We start from the raw sequence: 18,134 nt of genomic DNA on the forward strand, positions 1-18,134 counted from the left end.
CCAGGATGGGGCCATGATCGGTCAGTTGCACTCCGTCGTCATCGACGCACCCGACCCGTATGCGCTCGCCGGCTTCTACGCCGATCTGCTCGGCATGGAGGTGAGCAGGGGTGGGCCCGGCGACGACTGGGTCGTCGTCACCGGCGCCGGGTACCGCATCGCCTTCCAGCAGGCGCCGGACCTGCAGCCCCCCGCGTGGCCGGATCCGGAGCGCCCCCAGCAGTTCCACCTCGACATCCGGGTGGCCGACATCGAGGAGGCGGAGCCGAAGGCGCTGGCGCTCGGCGCCCGGCAGCTGCCCGGTGGCGGCGGCGACTTCCGCGTCTACGCCGACCCGGTGGGCCACCCCTTCTGCCTGGTGTGGGACGCGTGAGCGGGGAGCGGCCGGTCGCCGTCACCGTCGCCAGCCCGTTCGTGGCGGCCATGAAGTTCACCGTCACCGAGAGCAGCGGCACCCGGGTGGCCGGGCACGTCGACCTCGGCCCCGACCAGCACACCCCGTGGGGCGTCGTGCACGGCGGCGTCTACTGCTCGGTGGTCGAATCCGCCGCCAGCATCGGCGCGAGCACGGCGGTGCGGGAGCAGGGGCAGTTCTCCGTCGGCGTGAACAACAACACCGACTTCATCCGCTCGACCACCAGCGGCCGGCTCGACGTCGTGGCCGAGCCGATCCAGCAGGGGCGCACCCAGCAGCTGTGGCAGGTGCTGCTCACCCGCGCCGAGGACGGCACGCTGGTCGCGCGCGGGCAGGTGCGGCTGCAGAACGTCCCGCTGCCGGGTTAGCCCAGCACCGCCGGGTCCAGCACGACCTGGAACAGCGCGCGCGGGTCCTGCAGGGTCGCGGGTGGCCGGGCGGCCGCCCGCGGCACCACCCGGTCCCAGCGCGCGAACCGCCGGTGCGGCAGCAGCTCCCGTCCCTGGAACAGGTAGTCCCCCACCACCTCGCCGACCAGCAGCCCGGCGCCGTGCTCGATGGGCAGCGCCACCGGGTCACCCGGTCGCATCTCGTCGAGGAAGGCCGACAGCTGGCGCAGGTCCTTGGCCGGGCGGCGTCCGGAGATCTCCTTGGCGAGCGCGCGGAGCTCGGCGGGATCCAGCCCGGTCGCGTCGACGTCGATGCCCGACTGGGTGCCGAGCCCGATGACCCCGGCCGCCAGGCAGGCGCCGAGCTCGTTGTGCGCACGGGGCCGCACCACCCACACCCGCACGCCCTCGGGCTCGGGCGCCGGCGGCAGGTCGTCCGGGCCCGGCCACAGGTAGGGCAGGTCGTCGGGCTCGGGGCCGAACCGCTCGGTGAACGGGCCGCGGTAGAACTCCGGGTCCTTGGCGATCAGGTTCGAGCGGTGCGAGCGGTGCAGCGCCTCGTTCCCGATCCACGACGGGAGCAGACCGGCGGCCGCCAGCTCCGCCTGCGGCAGCCCGACGACGTCGGGAGCGAACTCGCCGATCAGCGTCTCGGTGCTGTCGGCGAAGCCGCGCTCGCGCCAGACCCGCACCATGGCCAGCCCGTAGCTCACCAGCGCCGCGGTGCGGCCGCGCCACATGGCGACCGCGGGGTGGCTGGCCCAGCCGTAGTCGGGCAGCTCCAGCGCCCGGAGGATCTGGAGGGTCTCCACCCGCTGCTTGCCCAGGCGCGGGGAGTCGAGCAGCCGCGCGCTCTCCTCGAAGTCGGCCACCGGCACGAAGGTCTGCATCGCGGCCGTTCCTGCCCCTGCGGGCGCCGGGTCAACCGCCGAGCGCCCGCCGACCGTCGACGATCCAGCGGCCGTTTCCCGTGCGCTCGACCTCCCGGGTCATGCCAGCCGGCGGGCCAGCTCGGGCAGCACGGCACCCAGCGGCGCGTCGACCTTGAGCGAGGCCTTCGCGTCGCCGCGGGTGGCCCCGGAGTTGACGATGGCGACCGGGATGCCGCGCTTGGCGGCGGCGATGACGAACCGGTAGCCGCTCATCACCGTCAACGACGACCCCAGGACCAGCAGCGACCGGGCGCCGTCGACCAGCGCGAAACAGGCGTCGACGCGGTCCCGCGGCACGGTCTCGCCGAAGAAGACCACGTCGGGCTTGAGCGGGCCGCCGCCGCAGGCCACGCAGTCCACCATCACGAACCCGTCGAGCGCCTCCTCGGGCAGCTCGACGTCGCCGTCCGGGTTCACCTCGTCGGTCGGCTCGGGCCGGAAACCGGGGTTGACCGCCCGCAGCCGCAGGTCGAGGGCGGCGCGCGAGGCGACGTCGCCGCAGGCCAGGCAGACGGTGCGGTCCAGCCCGCCGTGCAGCTCCAGGACGTCGCGGGCGCCACCGGCCTGGTGCAGCCCGTCGACGTTCTGGGTGATCACCTCGCCGACGACCCCGGCCTGCTGCAACTCCGCGACCGCGCGGTGCCCGGCGTTGGGCCGGGCCTCGGCGATCTGCCGCCAGCCCACGAAGCTGCGCGCCCAGTAGCGGTGCCGGCCACGGGGATCACGGGTGAAGGTCTGGTACGTCATCGGGGTGTGCCGGCGCAGCGACCCGCTCGCGCCGCGGTAGTCGGGGATGCCCGAGTCGGTGGACAGCCCGGCACCGGAGAGGACGAGCGCACCGCCGTCGTCGAGCAGGCCGGCGAGCTCGGAGAGGCCCTCCACAGGAGAGGTCGCTACGGTCACTCCGCCATCGTCCCTGCCGAGCCGCGAATGCGCCGCCGGCCCGATCGAGGAGGCCGACCGTCGTCCGCACGCCGTCCGTCCCGACCACCCGCCGTCGCGACCCCGCCCGCCGCGGGGGCGTCGCGTGACCGGGTGGTGGTGGGACGTCCTCGGCCTGGCGATCGTGGCCTTCGCGGTGGTCGACGAGGTGCGGACGACGCTCGCGGTGGCCAGCGGTCCCGGCCCGCTGACCCGGCTGATCACCGACGGGGTCTGGCGGCTGGCCCGGCGGCCCGCCGTCGCGGACGCGGCCCCGGTGCGCTTCATCGGTGGCCCCGGAGTCGTCGTCATCGCGGCGACGGTCGGGGCCTGGTTCTCCCTGCTCTGGCTGGGCTGGTCCCTGGTCTTCCTCGGCGACGAGGAGGCGGTCGTCGGTTCCTCGAGCGGAGCACCGGCGTCGGTCTGGGAGCGGTTCTACTTCGCCGGCTACAGCGTCGCCACCCTGGGCAACGGCGGGTACCAGCCCGCCGGCGCGGGCTTCCAGCTGGCCACCATGGCCGCGGCGCTGACCGGGATGCTGCTGATCACCCTCGGGGTCTCGTACCTGACCTCGGTGATCTCCGCGGTGGTGGGCAAGCGGAGCTTTGCGTCCCAGGTCACCGGGTTCGGGGGCAGCGGCGCGGAGATGGCGGCGGGCCTCGCCGTACCCGGGTCGGCGGTCCCGGCGGTGGTGTCCCTGTCGTCGCTGTCCGCGACCCTGTCGACGCTGGCCCAGCAGCACCGGGCCTATCCCCTGCTGCACGCCTACCGCCCGCGGGCGGCGGAGCTCGGCACCGCCCCCGCGGTCGCGGTGCTGCTCGACGCGACCCTGGTGCTGTCGTCGTCCGCCGACCCCGCCGACCGGCTTCCTGCCGGGCTGCGCCGATCGGTCGTCTCCGCCGTGCAGCAGTACGTCACGCACGCCCCCGCGGCCGGAGGTGGACGTTCCCCGGCGGCGCCGGCGCTCGACCCGGCGGAGATCGGCCGAGCCGGGCTGGAGGTCGACTCGGCGCAGCTGGCCCGGCAGACCGCCGCGTACGCCGAGGTCCGGGATGAGCTGTCCCGGCGGATCGGGGCGGCCGGCTACCGGTGGCCCGGGGACGACCGCTCGTCGTCCTGACGGACGGCCGGTACCGGCTGCTCAGCCGGGAGTGACCGCCTGCTCCAGCCGGGTCAGCATCGCGTCCTGGATGCGGGCCAGGCCCTTGGGCGCGAACGTGCGCTCGAAGAAGCCGCCGATGCCGGTGGCGCCGGTCCAGGTGGTGCGTGCCCGCACCGTGCTGACCCCGGCGTCCGCGGGTGTGACGGTCCAGGTGGTCACCATGCTGGAGTTGGTGTCGGTCTCCACGAGCGCCCCGTCCGGGGTCTCGGAGACGACGACGTCCTGCTCGCGCACCCGCTTGGACGTGGCCTGCAGCCGCCAGTGCACCTTCGTGCCGGCCCCCTGCCCGCCGGCGTCCACGCGGTACTCGCTGTACTGCTCGGGGAGCACCTTCGGCCGGGTGACGGCGTAGTCGGCGAGCGCGGCACGGACGACGTCCGCCGGTGCCCGCAGGACTCGTTCGGTGGTGGCGACGACCTGACCCATGCCGCCCATCCTGCCCGCCGCCGGACCGGCCGCGCCTGCCCCCTCCCCCGTGGCTACGCCTGCTCCTCCTCGTTGTTGAGGTACGAGCAGCGGAACCGGGCACCGGCCATCGTCTCGGTGAAGCGCGCCTCCCACAGGGGGTCGTCCGGCGGGAAGGTGTCGAACACCCGCTCCTCGAGCACCTCCGGGTGCCCGTCGGGCCCGGGGCAACTGCGGCGCAGCAGCACCCGGGTCATGCCGTCGACCTCGTCGTGCGCCGCGTGCCAGCGGGCCGCGGCGACCGCCCGCTCCCGCCACACCCGTTCGCTGGCGGGCAGCGGCCGGCCCGCCGGCTGCGGGACCGAGACGATCCAGACGACGATCCCGGCCAGCAGGAGGAGCAGCAGCGCAGCCGCCAGGACGCCGACCATGCCCAGCACGGTAACCCCGCCGGGCATGCGCGGCGGTGGCCTCGGGTCAGACCTCGACGGAAGCGGCGGTCAGGCTGTGCGCACCGCAGGTGCAGCCGTTGCGGGCCGACAGGACCATCGAGACGGCGTGTGCCCGGTCGCGGGCGCCCAGCTTGCGCAGGATCGCCTTGACGTGGGACTTGACGGTGTCCTCCGAGATGAACAGGTTCTCGCCGATCTTCCGGTTCGACTGGCCCAGGATCAGCTCGTCGAGCACGTCGGACTCGCGGCGGGTCAGCGGGACCTCGGGGGTCAGCTCGCGGCCCACCGGCGCGGCGCCGCCCTCGACCCGGCGGATCTGCGGGTCGACGACGGTGCGCCCGGCGCGAGCGGCCAGGATGGCCCAGCCCAGCAGCGTGGCGGAGGTGTTCATCAGCAGATAGCCGCGGATACCGGCGGCCAGCGCCTCGTTGACCACGGCGGGGTCCTCGGAGGTGGCCACCGCCACGATCGCCGTCCGCGGGAAGCGGCGGCGCACGTCGCGGATCGCGTTCAGGGTGACGCCGCGCCCGGAGCCGAGCTCCACCACCACGGCGTCGGGACGGGCGGACTCGGCCAGCGGCACCGCGCGCCGGGTCTCCCCGGCGGCACCGACGGCCTGCATGCCGGCGGTCTCGTCGATCATCCCGACGAGGCCGCGACGCAGGACCGGGGCGTCCGCGAGGACGAGGACTCGGGTGACGCCGGTGCTGGAGATGGACACGCTGGTGGCTCCGCTCACGTTCGGTGATGACCTGACCTGCATTCCATCGACCGGGTGAACTCACTGCTTGAGCAGCAGTTTTCCGGGCTCCGTCCGGACGGGCCCCGCCTGGCTACGCCGCGCGGCGTGCGCGACCCGATCGCCCGGCGCCGGCAGCGCCGGAGCGTGCTGCCGTCCTGGGCGCGGTCGTCGTCCTGGTGGCCGGCTGCGGCAGCCCCGACCTCCTCGACCCGACCGAGGAGCCGCTGATTACCGAGGCCCGGTCCCCCGGACGGGGAGTTCTTCGGCGAGCAGGGGCTGGCTGATCTCATCGGCCCGCGTTGGCCGTCGGCGACCCGGCGCCGGAGACGCTGCGGCGGCTGGTGCGCAGCGTGCTCATCCACCGGGGCGACCAGCCGCAGGACCCGCCGGCATCGTCGTCCTGGAGTGGCTCACCGGCGACACTGAGCTCCTGAAGCCCTGACCGCCACGGCTCCGGCCGGGCGCGCCGCGACACACGCTCGGGTGACCGGATACGGAACGGCGTCTACCGTGGAGCAGGCCGCCCCTACTGAGTGTGCGCGGCACGACATGGGGGTTGGACGCGTTGGGCCTCGACACCACGGGGAGCACCGAACGCCACGGCAGTGCGACCGGCACCGGGCCGAGCGGCTGCGCGGGGCCGGGCTTCCGGCATGACGGACTGTTCTACGACTCGGTCGAGGACCTGGCCGCCGTCGCCGCCCCGTTCCTGCTGGAGGGGCTGGCCGCCGGAGACGGCGCGGTGATCGCCGCCGGCCCGCAAGCCACCGCCGCCCTCTGCGACGCGATCGGGCACGACCCGTTGGTCCTGGTGCTCGAGCGGCACGCGCTCTACCGCTCCCGCACGCCGACCGCGCTCACCACCTTCCGCGGACTGGCCGAGCAGGCCGGCCCCGGCCGGCGGGTCCGGGTCGTCGGCGAGGTCGACTTCGGCACCACCACGGCCGACTGGCACGAGTGGCAGCGATACGAAGCGGTGATCAACACCGCGTTCGCCGAAACGCCACTGTGGGGGCTGTGCCTGATGCACACCGCACTGCCCGAGCCGCTGCTGACCACCGCCCGGCACACCCACCCGCACCTGATCACCGGCGCCGGCCGGACGGCCAACCCGGACTACCTCGACCCGGTGGACTACCTGGCCGGCCTGCCGGTGCCCGATGAACCGCTGGAGCGCACCCCGCCCGCCCTCGCCGTCGACGACGTCACCGACTTCATCGGCCTGCGGCGTACCGTTCGCCGCCTGCTGAGCGCCGCGGAGGGCCCCGAGGACCTGATCGAGGACTTCCTGCTCGCCGTGGACGAGATGACGTCGAACGGGCTGCGGCACGGTCGCCGCCCGGTCGGCCTGCGGCTGTGGACCGCACCCGGGGAGCTGGTGTGCACGATCCGCGACGCCGGCACCGGCCCGGCCGACCCGTTCGCCGGGTACGGGCCCGCGCACGGTGCAGACCTCTCCGCCGGCGGCATGGGCCTGTGGCTGGCCCGCCAGCTGTGCGACCACGTGGCCCTGCGCCGCGACGAGCACGGGTCCAGCATCCGGCTCACCACCCGCTGGACCTGAACCCGGGCCCGCACACCGGGGCCCGGGTTCAGTCGACCGGGAACCCTCGCGGCACCCGGTGCGGGCCGGCCTCGGCCGGGCGCGGCTGGTCCTGCGGATGCAGCCGCACCGCGACCAGGGCGACGTCGTCGCCGGGCGCCTCGGGCAACATCCGGGCCAGCAGTTCGTCGCACAGCTCATCCAGGCCGGAGCCGACGAGGTCGGCCAGCGCGGCCTGCAGCCGGGCGGTGCCGACGTCCAGATCGGAGTCACGGCGCTCGACGAGCCCGTCGGTGTAGAACACCACGACCGCGTCGCGGTCCAGCGTCACCTCCGACTCCCGCCGCGGTGCCTCGGCGTCCACCCCGAGCAGCAAGTCGGTGCGCTCGGTGGTCAGCGCAGTCACCACGCCCTCGGCGGTGACCACCATCGGCGGCGGGTGCCCGGCGTTCGACCAGCACAGCCGAGTCAGCCCCGCCGCACGCTCGTCGTCGGTCTGCTCCAGCCGCGCCACCACGGTGGTGGCCAGGATCGGTGACTGCAGCGTCTGCATCACCTCCTCGACCTGGCGCAGGACCGACGCCGGTCCGCCGTGATCCAGGGCCCCGACGGTGCGCACGATGCTGCGGATCTGTCCCATCGCAGCAGCGGCCTCGACGTCATGGCCGACCACATCACCGACGACCAGCACGGTGGCACCGCCGGGCTGCATGAAGGCGTCGTACCAGTCCCCGCCGACTTCGGCGGCCTGCGCCGCAGGCACGTAGCGGACCACGATCTGCAGGTGGTCGGGCTCCGGCGGAGGCGTCAGCAGGGACCGCTGGAACCCCTCGGCGAGGTCGCGCTGCTGCCGGTACAGGCGGGCGTTGTCCAGTACCAGGCCGGCGCGGGCGGCGACGTGGCGGGCGGTGACCAGGTCGGCCGGAGCGAAGGCACCCCACTCGGTGCCGGTGCAGAGGGTGAGCAGCCCGACCGGCCCGTTCCGGCCCGGCAGCGGGAGCACGGCGACCGACTCCGGTGCCAGCTGCTTCACCAGGTCCCGCACCGGCCCGGGCTGGATCATCGCCGCACCCCTGGCCGTGGCATCCCGGGTGAGCAGCTGCAGCTGCCCGGTGCGCATCGCCTGCACGATCAGGGCGTCATCACGGAGCGCACCCAGCCGGGCCTGTGCGTAGGCGTCCACGGCGTCCCGTAGCTGCGGGTCGTGGTGCCAGGAGGTGACGTTGCGCAGCGCCCGGCGGTCGCCGCCGGCCTCGTCGTCGTCGATGAGCGTGACGACGCACCAGTCGGCGATGCCGGGCACCACCAGCCGGGTCAGCCGGCGGGCGGCCTCGGCGGCGTCCAGGGTCGCCGACAGCTCCTCGGTGATCCGCGACAGCAGCCGCTCCCGCTCCACCGCCCGATCCGACAGCTCCTGTTCGCGACGGCGGGCAGTGATGTCGAGGAAGTACAGCGAGAGCCCCGCAGCGTTGGGCACTGCGCGGACCTCCGCCCAGAGATCGAGCGGCGGCGGGTAGAAGGCCTCGAAGACCACCGGCTGACCGCTCTCGGCGGCACGGCGGTAGTGGTCCTCGAACTCGGTGCCGACGGCGGCCGGGAACGCCTCCCACAGAGTACGTCCCAGCAGCCGGGCGGCCGGCGTGCCGGTGACCCGCTCGGCCTCGGCGTTGACGTGGGTCATGACCCAGTCGGTATCCATCGCGATGAACCCCACGGCCATCGAGGCGACCAGCTGCGCCAGCCGGTCCTGCGCCCGCCGGCGGTCGGAGACGTCCCACGCCGTCCCCAGCAGCCGGACCGGCCTGCCCTCGCCGTCGGTCAGCGCCTGACCGCGGGCGGCCAGCCACCGGTGGGAGCCGTCGGCGAGCACGATGCGGTACTCGGCGTCGTAGGTCCCTGCCGCGTCGACGGCGTGCTGGACACGGGCGATGACGTCGGCGACGTCGTCGGGGTGGACGTGGGCGTAGACGTCCTCGGGGCGGCCGGTGAAGGCGGCCCGGTTCATCCCCGACAGGTCCAGCAGGCGGTCGTCGACGATCAGCTCGCCGGTGGCCAGGTCCAGGTCGAAGGTGCCCACCTGCCCGGCGTCCAGCGCCAGCGACCACCGGGACCGGTCGACCTCCTGCTGCGCCTGCAGCTGCCGCGCCTGCGCCGCGGACTCCTGCGCACGGGCCGTGGCCTCGTCGGCGCGCTGCTGTGCTGCCCGTAGGTGGAGCTCCGAGCTGCAGGCGCCGGCCAGGTCGGTCAACACTGCGATGTCATCGGCCGACCAGGTACGTGGCCGGCTGTCGATGGCGCACAGCGAGCCGACCACCACGCCGTCGGCGTCGGTGACCGGCACGCCGGCGTAGGCGATGACGTGCAGGTCCGGGATCGCGAGGTTGTCGGCGACCAGCGGGTCGGTGCGGGCATCGGTGATCACCAGCGGGGACGCGGAGCGCACCACGTGCTGGCAGAAGGAGTGGCTCAGCGGTGTCCTGCGGGTGGACTGCCACGGCTCGGGCAGCCCCAGCGCGCCGGGGAACACCTGCTCCTCGACGGACACCATGGTGACCAGCGCGACCGGTACGGCCAACTGCCGGCGCACCAATCGCGCGAAGCGCTCGAACGCCGGATCCGACCGCGCCGGCAGCGCAGTGCCCGCAGGCAGCGAGCCAGTCACAGAGTTCCCCCAAGACCAACCAGCGCGGATGTTCGCCGCCCGGTGGTCGACGTCTTCGATGGCATGGGCGATGTCGTCGAGCTCGTCCTGCAGCCGCCCAGCTGCGTCGGTGTGGCCCTTCTCCATCAGCGCCTGGCGGGCACTCGGGCGGCCAACTGTAGGCGCTGACTGTCCGACAGGGCACTGTGCAGGCTCATGTCGCTCCATGACACGACGTGCAGTCTCGAGCAACGACCGCGGACCCGAGCCCCTCGCCACGAGGCCGCGGCCTCTGTCATGGACATCCGACACCAGGCCCCGTCGATCCACTCGACGGCCGCCTGACCGGACGTCCCGCTGGTGCCCCCGGCAGGATTCGAACCTGCGACACACGGTTTAGGAAACCGATGCTCTATCCCCTGAGCTACGGGGGCCTCGGGTGCGCTTCGACCCGCGCCCGGACCTTCGCCGAGAGGTTATCGGGTGGCCCGGCGGAACCCTCGCCGCACCTGACTCGTCGGTACGGAAGAGAGACGGCGCCGTTCCAGGGGGTTACCGTGCTGGGGCACATACCGAGCTCCGGCAACGGCGCCGGAGGTCAGGGAGGGTGGACACGACGATGGAGACCACGGTGGTCGACGTCCCCGAGCGGGGACGCTTCGAGGTACGGCAGGGCGAGCGGGTCGTCGGACTCGCCAGCTATCACGTCGAGAACGGGCAGATGACCCTTCCGCACACGGAGGTCGATCCCTCCGTCGGTGGCCAGGGCATCGGGACGACGCTGGTCGCCGAGGTCCTCGCCGCCGCCCGGGAGCGAGGCCTGACCGTGCTGCCGTACTGCTCGTTCATCCGCCACTACATCCACCAGCACCCCGAGCTGATGGACCTGGTCGCCGTCGACGACCGCCCGCACTTCGGGCTGGAGACCGCCGCTCGCTGATCGCCACCGCGCGGCGGCCCCTAGGCTGCGCGGATGCCCGAGGGCCACACCCTGTTCCGCCTGGCGCGGGAGCAGCAGCTGCTGTTCGCCGGCCGGCCGGTGCACGTCAGCAGTCCCCAGGGCCGCTTCGACGCCGGCGCGCGCCTGCTCGACGGCCGCGTGCTGGACGAGGTGTTCTCCTACGGCAAGCACCTGTTCGCCCGCTTCGGCGGCGACAGCCTGCACGTGCACCTGGGCCTCTACGGCAGCTTCACCACCGGCGCCGGTGCGCCGCCCCCGGCCAAGGGGGCGCTGCGGATGCGCTGGGAGGCCGACGGTCCGGACGGCGCCGGGGTGTGGACCGACCTGCGCGGCCCCACCGCCTGCGAGGTGCTGGCCGCGCCCGAGGTGGACCGGATCCTCGACCGGCTGGGCCCCGATCCGCTGCGCCCCGGCGCCGACGGCACGGTCGCGCACCGGCGGATCGCCGGCAGCCGCACGGCCGTCGGCGCCCTGCTCATGGACCAGTCGGTGCTGGCCGGCGTCGGCAACGTGTACCGGGCCGAGGTGCTCTTCCGGCACGGCATCTCGCCGTTCCGCCCCGGCCGGCAGATCGACGCCGAGCTGTGGGGCGCGGTGTGGCGGGACCTGGTCACGCTGCTGCGGGCGGGCGTCCGGATGGGCCGCATCGTCACCACCCGGCCCGAGGACCGCTCCCGCCGCAGCGGCGCGGTGCGGCGGGAGGACGCGCACTACGTCTACCGGCGCACCGGTCTGCCGTGCCGGCTCTGCGGCACCGAGATCCGCACCCAGGTGATGGTCGGGCGCAATCTCTACTGGTGCCCGGTCTGCCAGGCCGCCTGACCTGCGGCGCCGCCTCGCCGCTCCACCCCGCGTGTACCGTCGGGAAGGATGAGGCACCGGTCACGTTGGGCGATCACGGTGACCGCGGTGGCCGGCCTGGTCGGCATCCCCGCCGCGGCCTCGGCCGCGCCCGCCGAGCGGGACGACCGGGTGCGCACCGTCGGCTACGACGTCTCCCACCCGCAGTGCGGCACCGACCTGCCCGAGGACGCCGCGTTCGCCGTCGTCGGGGTCAACGGCGGCCTGGCCACGCGGACCAACCCCTGCCTGTCCGAGCAGCTGGAATGGGCGGCCGGCTCGACGGGCGACGTGCCCGGTCAGCCGGCGCTGCAGCTGTACCTCAACACCGCCAACCCCGGTCAGGTGCGCAGCCTGGTCACCACGTGGCCGTCCGCCGGCGACACGCCCTACGGCGAGTGCGACGGCGGCAACACGATGGCCTGCAGCTGGCAGTACGGCTGGGAGCGGGCGCGCACCAGCGTCCAGTCGTTCTTCCGCCCCGCCGCCCGCGCGGTGCAGCTGGACAGCCGGCCCGAGCACTACACCTGGTGGCTGGACGTCGAGACCATGAACACCTGGCAGTCCGGGTCCGAGGACGCTCTGGAGCGCAACCGGGCAACCCTCGAGGGCATGACCGAGTACCTCACCGACCGGGACGGCCGGGTGGGGCTGTACTCGACGGGCTACCAGTGGGGCCGGATCGTCGGCGACGTGCCGACGGGCAGCAACCTGGCCGGCCTCGACAGCTGGCTGGCCGGCGCCGCCGACCGCGCGGACGCGCGCGAGACCTGCGGCGACGACCCGCTGGTGCCCCGCGGCAGCGTGACGATGGTCCAGTACATCGAGGACGACCTCGACCACGACCACGCCTGCCGCTGAGGCCGGGATTAGATCGCGCCCTTGTCCGCGTCCCCGGCCGGGACGGCGGCGAGCCGCTTCACGTCCAGCGGGGCGGCCAGCTTGCCGGCCAGCGCCGCACCCAGGGTGGTGAGGGCCTCGGCCTTGCCGTGCGTCCGCAGCGCGTCGGGGCTCTCCCACCGCTCCACCATCACGAAGACCCCCTCGGCCTCGTGCAGCGCGTACAGCTCGCAGCCGGGCTCCGCGTGCACCTTCGGCACGGCGGCGAGGATCGCCTCGCGGACGGCATCCACCTCGTCGGGCTTCGGGGTGATGGTGGCGACGACGACGACGGACACGGGGGCCTCCTGGAGGAGCGGGAAACGGAACGACCCGGGCGGTTGCTCTGGTGGAGCGGCCCCGGCCGGGTCAGGATGCCAGTCGTGGTGGATGACGGCGTTCCCCCTCCCCCGACCACCGGCCATCCGTTGCGGGTGGCCGTCGTGGGCGCCGGCCCCGCGGGCATCTACGCCGCGGACGCGCTGACCCGGCAGAGCGAGATCCCCGTCGCGATCGACCTGATCGACCGGCTGCCGACGCCGTTCGGCCTGGTCCGCCATGGGATCGCGCCCGACCACCCGAAGATGCGGGCCATCCGCGACACCCTGCACCGCAGCCTCGACCACCCGCTGGTCCGGTTCGTCGGCAACGTGGAGGTCGGCACCGACCTCTCGCTGACCGATCTCCGGGAGCACGTCGACGCCGTGATCTACACCTACGGCGCCGCGCTCGACCGGCACCTGGGCATCGAGGGCGAGGACCTCCCCGGCAGCCTGCCCGCCACCGACGTCGTGTCCTGGTACACCGGGCACCCCGACGCCGACCGCGCCACCGTGGAGGCGGCCCTGGCCGGCGTCCGGTCGGCCCTGGTGATCGGCGTGGGCAACGTCGCGCTCGACGTCGGGCGGATCCTCGCCCGCACCGCCGAGGAGCTCGAGCCCACCGACATGCCCCAGCACGTCATCGACGTCCTGGCCGCCGCGCCGGTGCAGGAGGTGACCGTGCTGGGTCGCCGCGGGCCGGCGCAGGCGACGTTCACCACCCAGGAGCTGCGCGAGCTCGGCGGGCTGGCCGCGGCCACGGTGCTGGTCGACCCCGCCGACCTCGAGCTCGACGCCGACGCCGAGGCGCGCGCGGCCACCGACCGGAACGCCACCCGCAACCTCGCGGTGCTGCGGGACTGGTCGCACCACGAGCCCGAGCCGGGGCGCACCCGGCTCCGGCTGCGCTTCTACTCGCGGCCGGTGCGGCTGCTGGGCACCGACCGGGTGACCGGCGTGGAGGTGGAGCGCACCGCCGTCGACGGGGACGGCCGGGCGATCGGCACCGGCCGGTTCGAGGTGCTCCCGGCCGACCTGGTGGTGCGGTCGGTGGGCTACCTCGGGACGCCGCTGCCCGGGCTGCCGGTCGACCAGCGCACCGGCACCGTGCCGCACGACGGCACCGGGAGGGTGCTGCGCGACGGCCGGCCCTCGGCCGGCGAGTACGTCGCCGGGTGGATCAAGCGCGGGCCGAGCGGCGTGGTCGGTCACAACAAGCACGACGCGCGGGAGACCGTCGCCGGGCTCCTGGCCGACGCCGCGGACGGGACGCTGCGCGTGCGCGGCCCGGTCGACGACCTGGTGCACACCCTGCTGGCGCGCGGCGCCGAGCCGGTGCTGCTCGACGACTGGCGGGCGATCGACGCCGCCGAGCAGGCGCTGGGCGCCACCCGCGGCCGGGCGCGGACCACGCTGCACGAACGGGAGGCGCTCATGGCCGCCATCCGGGCCGCCACCGCCCGCTGACCCCGGGGTGCCGCGGACGGAGCCCCGCACCCGGGAGCGATGTGCGTCCATGGCGTGCTCGCGGCCGACGAACGCGCCCCCGGCGCACATCGCCCGGCAGCTGCCGGGGTGCCGCGCTACCCGACGGCGGCGATGAGCTCCCGGGCCACCGCGTCGTCCGCGGCCGCCACGAACCGGATCAGCCCCTCGGTGTCCGGGTCCAGCCGCAGCGGCTCCCCCGCGTCGGTGAGCGCCACCCCGCCGACGGCGAGCAGCACCGCCAGCCCACCGGCGACGTCGTGCACGTGGGTACCGGCCCGGTCCAGGTCGTGCCAGGCCGCGGCCGCACCGTCGGCCACCAGGCACAGGTCGACGGCGGTGCAGCCGGTGATGCGTACCCGCCGCGCCGTCGAGGGGACGGCGACCGCCCCGCCGCCGGGGCCGCTGGGCACCACCACGGTGCTGCCCGGCCGCGGGGAGATCGGCACCGCGTCGCGCTCGGCGCCCACCCCGGCCACCCCGGTCCACCGCCGCCCGGAGGCGAGATCGGCGACCAGGCCGGCGACCGGTACGCCGTCGCGCACCAACGCCGCGGAGAAAGCCCACGGCGGCAGCCCGGCGGAGAAGTTGCCGGTGCCGTCCAGGGGGTCCAGCACGATCCACGGCTCCCCGGGGCCGACCACGTGGTCCAGCCGCTCCTCGCTGAGCACGGTGACCCCGAGGGGTGCGAGCACCTCGACGGCGGCGGCGTGCGCGGCCTCGTCGGCGGCGATCGACGGGCTGCCGTCGCCCTTGGTGCGCTCCTCGCCGCTGTCGCGGGCCAGCGCCACGGCGATCTCCACCCGGGTGGCGGCCAGCGCGGCCAGGTGCCGGAAGCGGTCGGCCTCGGTCGCGCCGGGGCCCGGCAGCGGCACGGCGATGCAGCGGTCGGTGCTGCCGTGCCGGGCCCGCTCGCAGCCCCAGCCGGCGGCCAGGGCGCGCACCGCCGGGTGGTCCAGCGGGACGCCGGTGCGCCGGAGGACGACCGCCTCGGCGTAGCCGTCGGGGTGCCACTGCCGCCGCACCAGGGCGGCCTGCCCGTCACCCAGCAGCACCCGCAGCCGGGGGTCGTGCACCGCCGGCGCCAGCCCGGCGGGCGGCAGCCCCAGCGCCAGCGCCGCGGACCGCACGTCGGCACCGCTGACCGCCACCCGGAGGTCGCCGTCCGCGGCCGCCCGCGGGCGCAGGAACCAGCGCTCAGCCACTGTTGCGCAGTGCGGTCGCGATCCCGTTGATCGTCAGCTGGATGTTGCGGCTGGTGAGCTCGTCGTCCTCCCCGCTCCGCCGGCGCCGCAGCATCTCCACCTGCAGGTGGTGCAGCGGCTCGAGGTAGGGGAACCGGTTGCGGATCGAGCGGGCCAGCGCCGGGTTGTCGGCCAGCAGGTCGTCGTCGCCGGTGATGGCCAGCGCCATCCGGCAGGTCCGCTCGTGCTCCGCGGCGATCCGGTCGAACACCCGGGCCCGCAGCTGCTCGTCGGGCACCAGCTCGGCGTACCGGGCGGCCAGCTCCAGGTCGGTCTTGGCCAGCACCATGCCCATGTTGGACAGCACGGTGCGGAAGAACGGCCACCGCCGGTGCAGGTCGCGCAGCTGCTGCAGCCGCTCGTCGGAGCCGCCCACCCAGGCCTCCAGCGCCGAGCCGGTGCCGTACCAGCCGGGCAGCATGATCCGGGTCTGCGACCAGCTGAACACCCAGGGGATCGCCCGCAGGTCGGTGATGGAGTTGCCGGCCTTCCGGGAGGGCGGCCGGCTGCCGATGTTCAGCTCGGCCAGCTCCCCGATGGGGGTCGCCGCCCGGAACCACTCCACGAACCCGGGCGTCTCGTGCACCAGCTCCGCGTAGGCCCGCCGGGCGCGGGCGGCGAGGTCGTCGAGGACGGCGTAGGCCTCGTCGGCGTCGTCGCCGAGCCCCTCGACGTCGAGCAGGGTCGACTCCAGCGTGGCGGCGACCAGCGCCTCCAGGTTGCGGCGGGCGAGGTCGGGGTCTGCGTACTTCGCGGCGATCACCTCGCCCTGCTCGGTGACGCGCAGCGCGCCGGCCACCGCACCCGGGGGCTGGGCCCGGATCGCCTCGTAGCTGGGGCCGCCCCCGCGGCCGACGGTGCCGCCGCGGCCGTGGAAGAGCCGCAGCCGGATGCCCTCGCGGCGGGCGACCTCCACCAGGTCCAGCTCGGCCCGGTACAGCGCCCAGTTGGCGGCGAGGTAGCCGCCGTCCTTGTTGCTGTCGGAGTAGCCGAGCATGACCTCCTGCGCGTCACCGCGGGCGGCGACCAGCGACCGGTAGAGCGGCTGGTCGAGGACGGCGCCGAGCGTGGTGGCCGCGGCCTGCAGGTCGTCGATCGTCTCGAACAGCGGCGAGATGCCCACCGGGCAGGTGGGGCCGTCCTCGCCGGCCGGGTCGAGCAGGCCGACCTCCTTGAGCAGGACGGCGACCTCGAGCACGTCGCTCACCGACTCGCACATGCTGATCACGTAGTTCGGGATGGTCCGCGGCCCGAGCAGCGCCACCCGCTCGGCGGCGGCGAGCAGGACGTCGAGCTCCTTGCGGGTCTCCTCGGACAGCTCGGCGTCGGGGCGCACCAGCGGCCGGCGCAGCGTCAGCTCCCCGGCCAGCAGCTCCACCCGCGCCGCCTCGTCGAGGGATGCGTAGTCCTCGCACACGCCGGCCCAGGCCAGCAGCTCGGCGACGACCTGCTCGTGGACGGCGGAGTTCTGCCGCAGGTCCAGGCCGCAGAGGTGGAAACCGAAGACCTCGACCGCTTCGCGCAGCCGCAGCAGCCGGTCGTCGGCCAGCGGCCCGGCGCCGTGGCTGCGCAGCGAGGCGTCGACGACGTCGAGGTCGGCGCGCAGCTCGTCGGGGCCGTCGTAGGGCGGCAGCACCCCGCCGGGCTCGCCGTCGCCGGGCACCGAGCCCAGCACGCGGGCGGCGGTGGACGCCAGCCGCGCGGAGATCCCGGTGAGCGCCCGCCGGTAGGGCTCGTCGGCGCGGAACGGGGAGTCGTCGCGCGAGGCCTCGGCGAGCGAGTACAGCTGCGCCGTCGGGGTGACCAGCCGGTCGGACATGGACAGCTCGCTGCGCAGCGCCGCGAGCTCGGCCAGGTGGTGGCCCAGCGCGGTCTCCGCCTGCCGGGTGGTGGCCCGGCGCAGCGCCTCGGCGGTGACGAAGGGGTTGCCGTCGCGGTCGCCGCCGATCCACGAGCCGGGCAGCAGCATCGGCCGGCGCAGCACTCCCGCACCCGGCCAGCGCTGCTCCACCGCCTGCCGGAGCTCGGCGTTGATGGCGGGCACGACGTCGAACAGCGACAGCTCGTAGTAGCGCAGCGCCTCGTCGATCTCGTCCTGCAGCCGCAGCCGGGACAGCCGCAGCAGCGCCGTCTGCCAGAGGGTGAGCACCGAGCGCCACAGCTGGGCGGACCAGGCGGCGTCGACGTCGTCGTCCTCGGCGGAACGGTCGCGCTGCCGGATCAGCTCGGTGATCTGGCGCTGCACCTGGAATACCGTCTTGCGGCGGACCTCGGTGGGGTGCGCGGTGACCACCGGGCAGACCAGCGCGCCGGCGAGCTCGCGGGCCACCGTGTCGACCGGGATGTCCGCCTCGTCCAGCAGCGCGAACGACGCGGCCAGGCTGCCCTGCTGCGGCGGCGAGCCGGCGCGCCGGTGGTGCCGGCGGCGCCGCTCGTGGTGGATGTCCTCCGCGAGGTTGGCCAGCACGGAGAAGTGGCTGAACGCGCGGATGACGTGGTTGGCCGACCGCACGTCGAGCCCGGCGAGCCGGCGGGCGAGGTCGGCGCGGTCGACCTCCGAGCGGCGGATGCGGAAGGCCTCCACCCGGGTGGACTCGACCAGCTCGAGGACGTCGGGCCCGGCCTGCTCCCCGATCACCTCGCCGAGGACCCGCCCCAGCAGCCGGATATCGGCGCGCAGCGGCTCGTCGTCGGCGCGGTCACCGGGACCGGTGGACCCGTGGTGGCGGAGATCTGCGACGTCGACCGTGGCTTCGGACACACCGCGAGTATCGACGACGCGTGTGACGGGACCGTGTCGCGC

At 74.7% G+C, this 18,134-nt stretch carries 17 protein-coding genes and 1 tRNA gene; 8 read left to right on the plus strand and 10 right to left on the minus strand.

The genetic code is table 11. The annotated features are described in order from the left end of the window. Window positions 1–13 precede the first annotated feature (13 nt). Together ACI79T_RS03375 and ACI79T_RS03380 are read left to right on the plus strand one after the other, a co-directional pair. Window positions 14–373 (plus strand): VOC family protein, encoded by a 360-nt coding sequence (locus tag ACI79T_RS03375; protein WP_456608637.1) that lies wholly within the window; start codon window positions 14–16, stop codon window positions 371–373. Further along, entirely contained in the window at window positions 370–783 is a 414-nt protein-coding gene (locus ACI79T_RS03380) for a PaaI family thioesterase (protein WP_456608638.1), read from the plus strand. The genes ACI79T_RS03375 and ACI79T_RS03380 overlap by 4 nt, the downstream gene beginning before the upstream one ends. Here the strand turns inward: ACI79T_RS03380 and ACI79T_RS03385 are convergent. After that, entirely contained in the window at window positions 780–1,694 is a 915-nt protein-coding gene (locus tag ACI79T_RS03385) for an MSMEG_6728 family protein (RefSeq protein WP_456608639.1), read from the minus strand. The genes ACI79T_RS03380 and ACI79T_RS03385 overlap by 4 nt on opposite strands. Before the next feature lie 99 nt (window positions 1,695–1,793). Next, window positions 1,794–2,639, minus strand: a complete 846-nt coding sequence (locus ACI79T_RS03390; RefSeq protein ID WP_456608640.1) for an NAD-dependent protein deacetylase — start codon at window positions 2,637–2,639, stop codon at window positions 1,794–1,796. A 124-nt stretch (window positions 2,640–2,763) separates the two neighbouring features. Here ACI79T_RS03390 and ACI79T_RS03395 point away from each other — a divergent pair, with 124 nt between their 5' ends. Continuing rightward, window positions 2,764–3,777, plus strand: a complete 1,014-nt coding sequence (locus ACI79T_RS03395; RefSeq protein WP_456608641.1) for an ion channel — start codon at window positions 2,764–2,766, stop codon at window positions 3,775–3,777. Between the two features lie 21 nt (window positions 3,778–3,798). Here ACI79T_RS03395 and ACI79T_RS03400 read toward each other — a convergent pair whose 3' ends face one another. From ACI79T_RS03400 to ACI79T_RS03410, 3 genes are read right to left on the minus strand one after another with little or no spacing between them, the layout of a single operon-like run. Then, window positions 3,799–4,245: an SRPBCC family protein gene (locus ACI79T_RS03400; RefSeq protein WP_456608642.1), complete on the minus strand. Its 447-nt coding sequence runs from the start codon at window positions 4,243–4,245 to the stop codon at window positions 3,799–3,801. A gap of 53 nt (window positions 4,246–4,298) precedes the next feature. After that, window positions 4,299–4,655, minus strand: a complete 357-nt coding sequence (locus ACI79T_RS03405; protein WP_456608643.1) for a hypothetical protein — start codon at window positions 4,653–4,655, stop codon at window positions 4,299–4,301. A gap of 46 nt (window positions 4,656–4,701) precedes the next feature. Then, the gene (locus tag ACI79T_RS03410; RefSeq protein WP_456608644.1) at window positions 4,702–5,397 is read right to left on the minus strand and encodes a LuxR C-terminal-related transcriptional regulator; all 696 of its coding nucleotides are present in this window, start codon (window positions 5,395–5,397) and stop codon (window positions 4,702–4,704) included. A gap of 577 nt (window positions 5,398–5,974) precedes the next feature. On the opposite strand from ACI79T_RS03410, the gene ACI79T_RS03415 reads away from it, so the two are divergent. Next, the gene (locus tag ACI79T_RS03415; protein WP_456608645.1) at window positions 5,975–6,982 is read left to right on the plus strand and encodes an anti-sigma factor RsbA family regulatory protein; all 1,008 of its coding nucleotides are present in this window, start codon (window positions 5,975–5,977) and stop codon (window positions 6,980–6,982) included. 28 nt (window positions 6,983–7,010) lie between these two features. On the opposite strand, the gene ACI79T_RS03420 is transcribed toward ACI79T_RS03415, so the two are convergent. Both ACI79T_RS03420 and ACI79T_RS03425 read right to left on the minus strand, forming a co-directional pair. Beyond that, window positions 7,011–9,749 (minus strand): SpoIIE family protein phosphatase, encoded by a 2,739-nt coding sequence (locus ACI79T_RS03420; protein ID WP_456608646.1) that lies wholly within the window; start codon window positions 9,747–9,749, stop codon window positions 7,011–7,013. A 211-nt stretch (window positions 9,750–9,960) separates the two neighbouring features. After that, window positions 9,961–10,036, minus strand: a tRNA-Arg gene (locus tag ACI79T_RS03425). 173 nt (window positions 10,037–10,209) lie between these two features. Between ACI79T_RS03425 and ACI79T_RS03430 the strand changes: the two genes are divergently transcribed. The 3 genes from ACI79T_RS03430 to ACI79T_RS03440 are packed head-to-tail and all read left to right on the plus strand — an operon-like array spanning window position 10,210 to window position 12,264. Next, window positions 10,210–10,542 (plus strand): GNAT family N-acetyltransferase, encoded by a 333-nt coding sequence (locus tag ACI79T_RS03430; protein ID WP_456608647.1) that lies wholly within the window; start codon window positions 10,210–10,212, stop codon window positions 10,540–10,542. A gap of 33 nt (window positions 10,543–10,575) precedes the next feature. Further along, complete coding sequence (locus ACI79T_RS03435) at window positions 10,576–11,385, plus strand: Fpg/Nei family DNA glycosylase (RefSeq protein ID WP_456608648.1); 810 nt, start codon at window positions 10,576–10,578, stop codon at window positions 11,383–11,385. A gap of 48 nt (window positions 11,386–11,433) precedes the next feature. Further along, the gene (locus ACI79T_RS03440; RefSeq protein WP_456608649.1) at window positions 11,434–12,264 is read left to right on the plus strand and encodes a hypothetical protein; all 831 of its coding nucleotides are present in this window, start codon (window positions 11,434–11,436) and stop codon (window positions 12,262–12,264) included. An 8-nt stretch (window positions 12,265–12,272) separates the two neighbouring features. On the opposite strand, the gene ACI79T_RS03445 is transcribed toward ACI79T_RS03440, so the two are convergent. Beyond that, entirely contained in the window at window positions 12,273–12,581 is a 309-nt protein-coding gene (locus tag ACI79T_RS03445; RefSeq protein ID WP_456608650.1) for a putative quinol monooxygenase, read from the minus strand. A 144-nt stretch (window positions 12,582–12,725) separates the two neighbouring features. Here ACI79T_RS03445 and ACI79T_RS03450 point away from each other — a divergent pair, with 144 nt between their 5' ends. Next, window positions 12,726–14,069, plus strand: a complete 1,344-nt coding sequence (locus ACI79T_RS03450; protein WP_456608651.1) for an NADP oxidoreductase — start codon at window positions 12,726–12,728, stop codon at window positions 14,067–14,069. 116 nt (window positions 14,070–14,185) lie between these two features. Here ACI79T_RS03450 and ACI79T_RS03455 read toward each other — a convergent pair whose 3' ends face one another. Together ACI79T_RS03455 and ppc are read right to left on the minus strand one after the other, a co-directional pair. Further along, a complete protein-coding gene (locus tag ACI79T_RS03455; protein ID WP_456608652.1) occupies window positions 14,186–15,292 on the minus strand; it encodes an inositol monophosphatase family protein in 1,107 nt (368 codons plus the stop codon). Beyond that, window positions 15,285–18,092, minus strand: coding sequence for a phosphoenolpyruvate carboxylase (gene ppc / locus ACI79T_RS03460; protein WP_456608653.1), 2,808 nt, complete (start codon window positions 18,090–18,092; stop codon window positions 15,285–15,287). Before ppc ends, ACI79T_RS03455 begins: the two co-directional genes overlap by 8 nt. Between the last annotated feature and the right edge of the window lie 42 nt (window positions 18,093–18,134).

This window comes from Blastococcus sp. SYSU DS0619 (assembly GCF_054051035.1).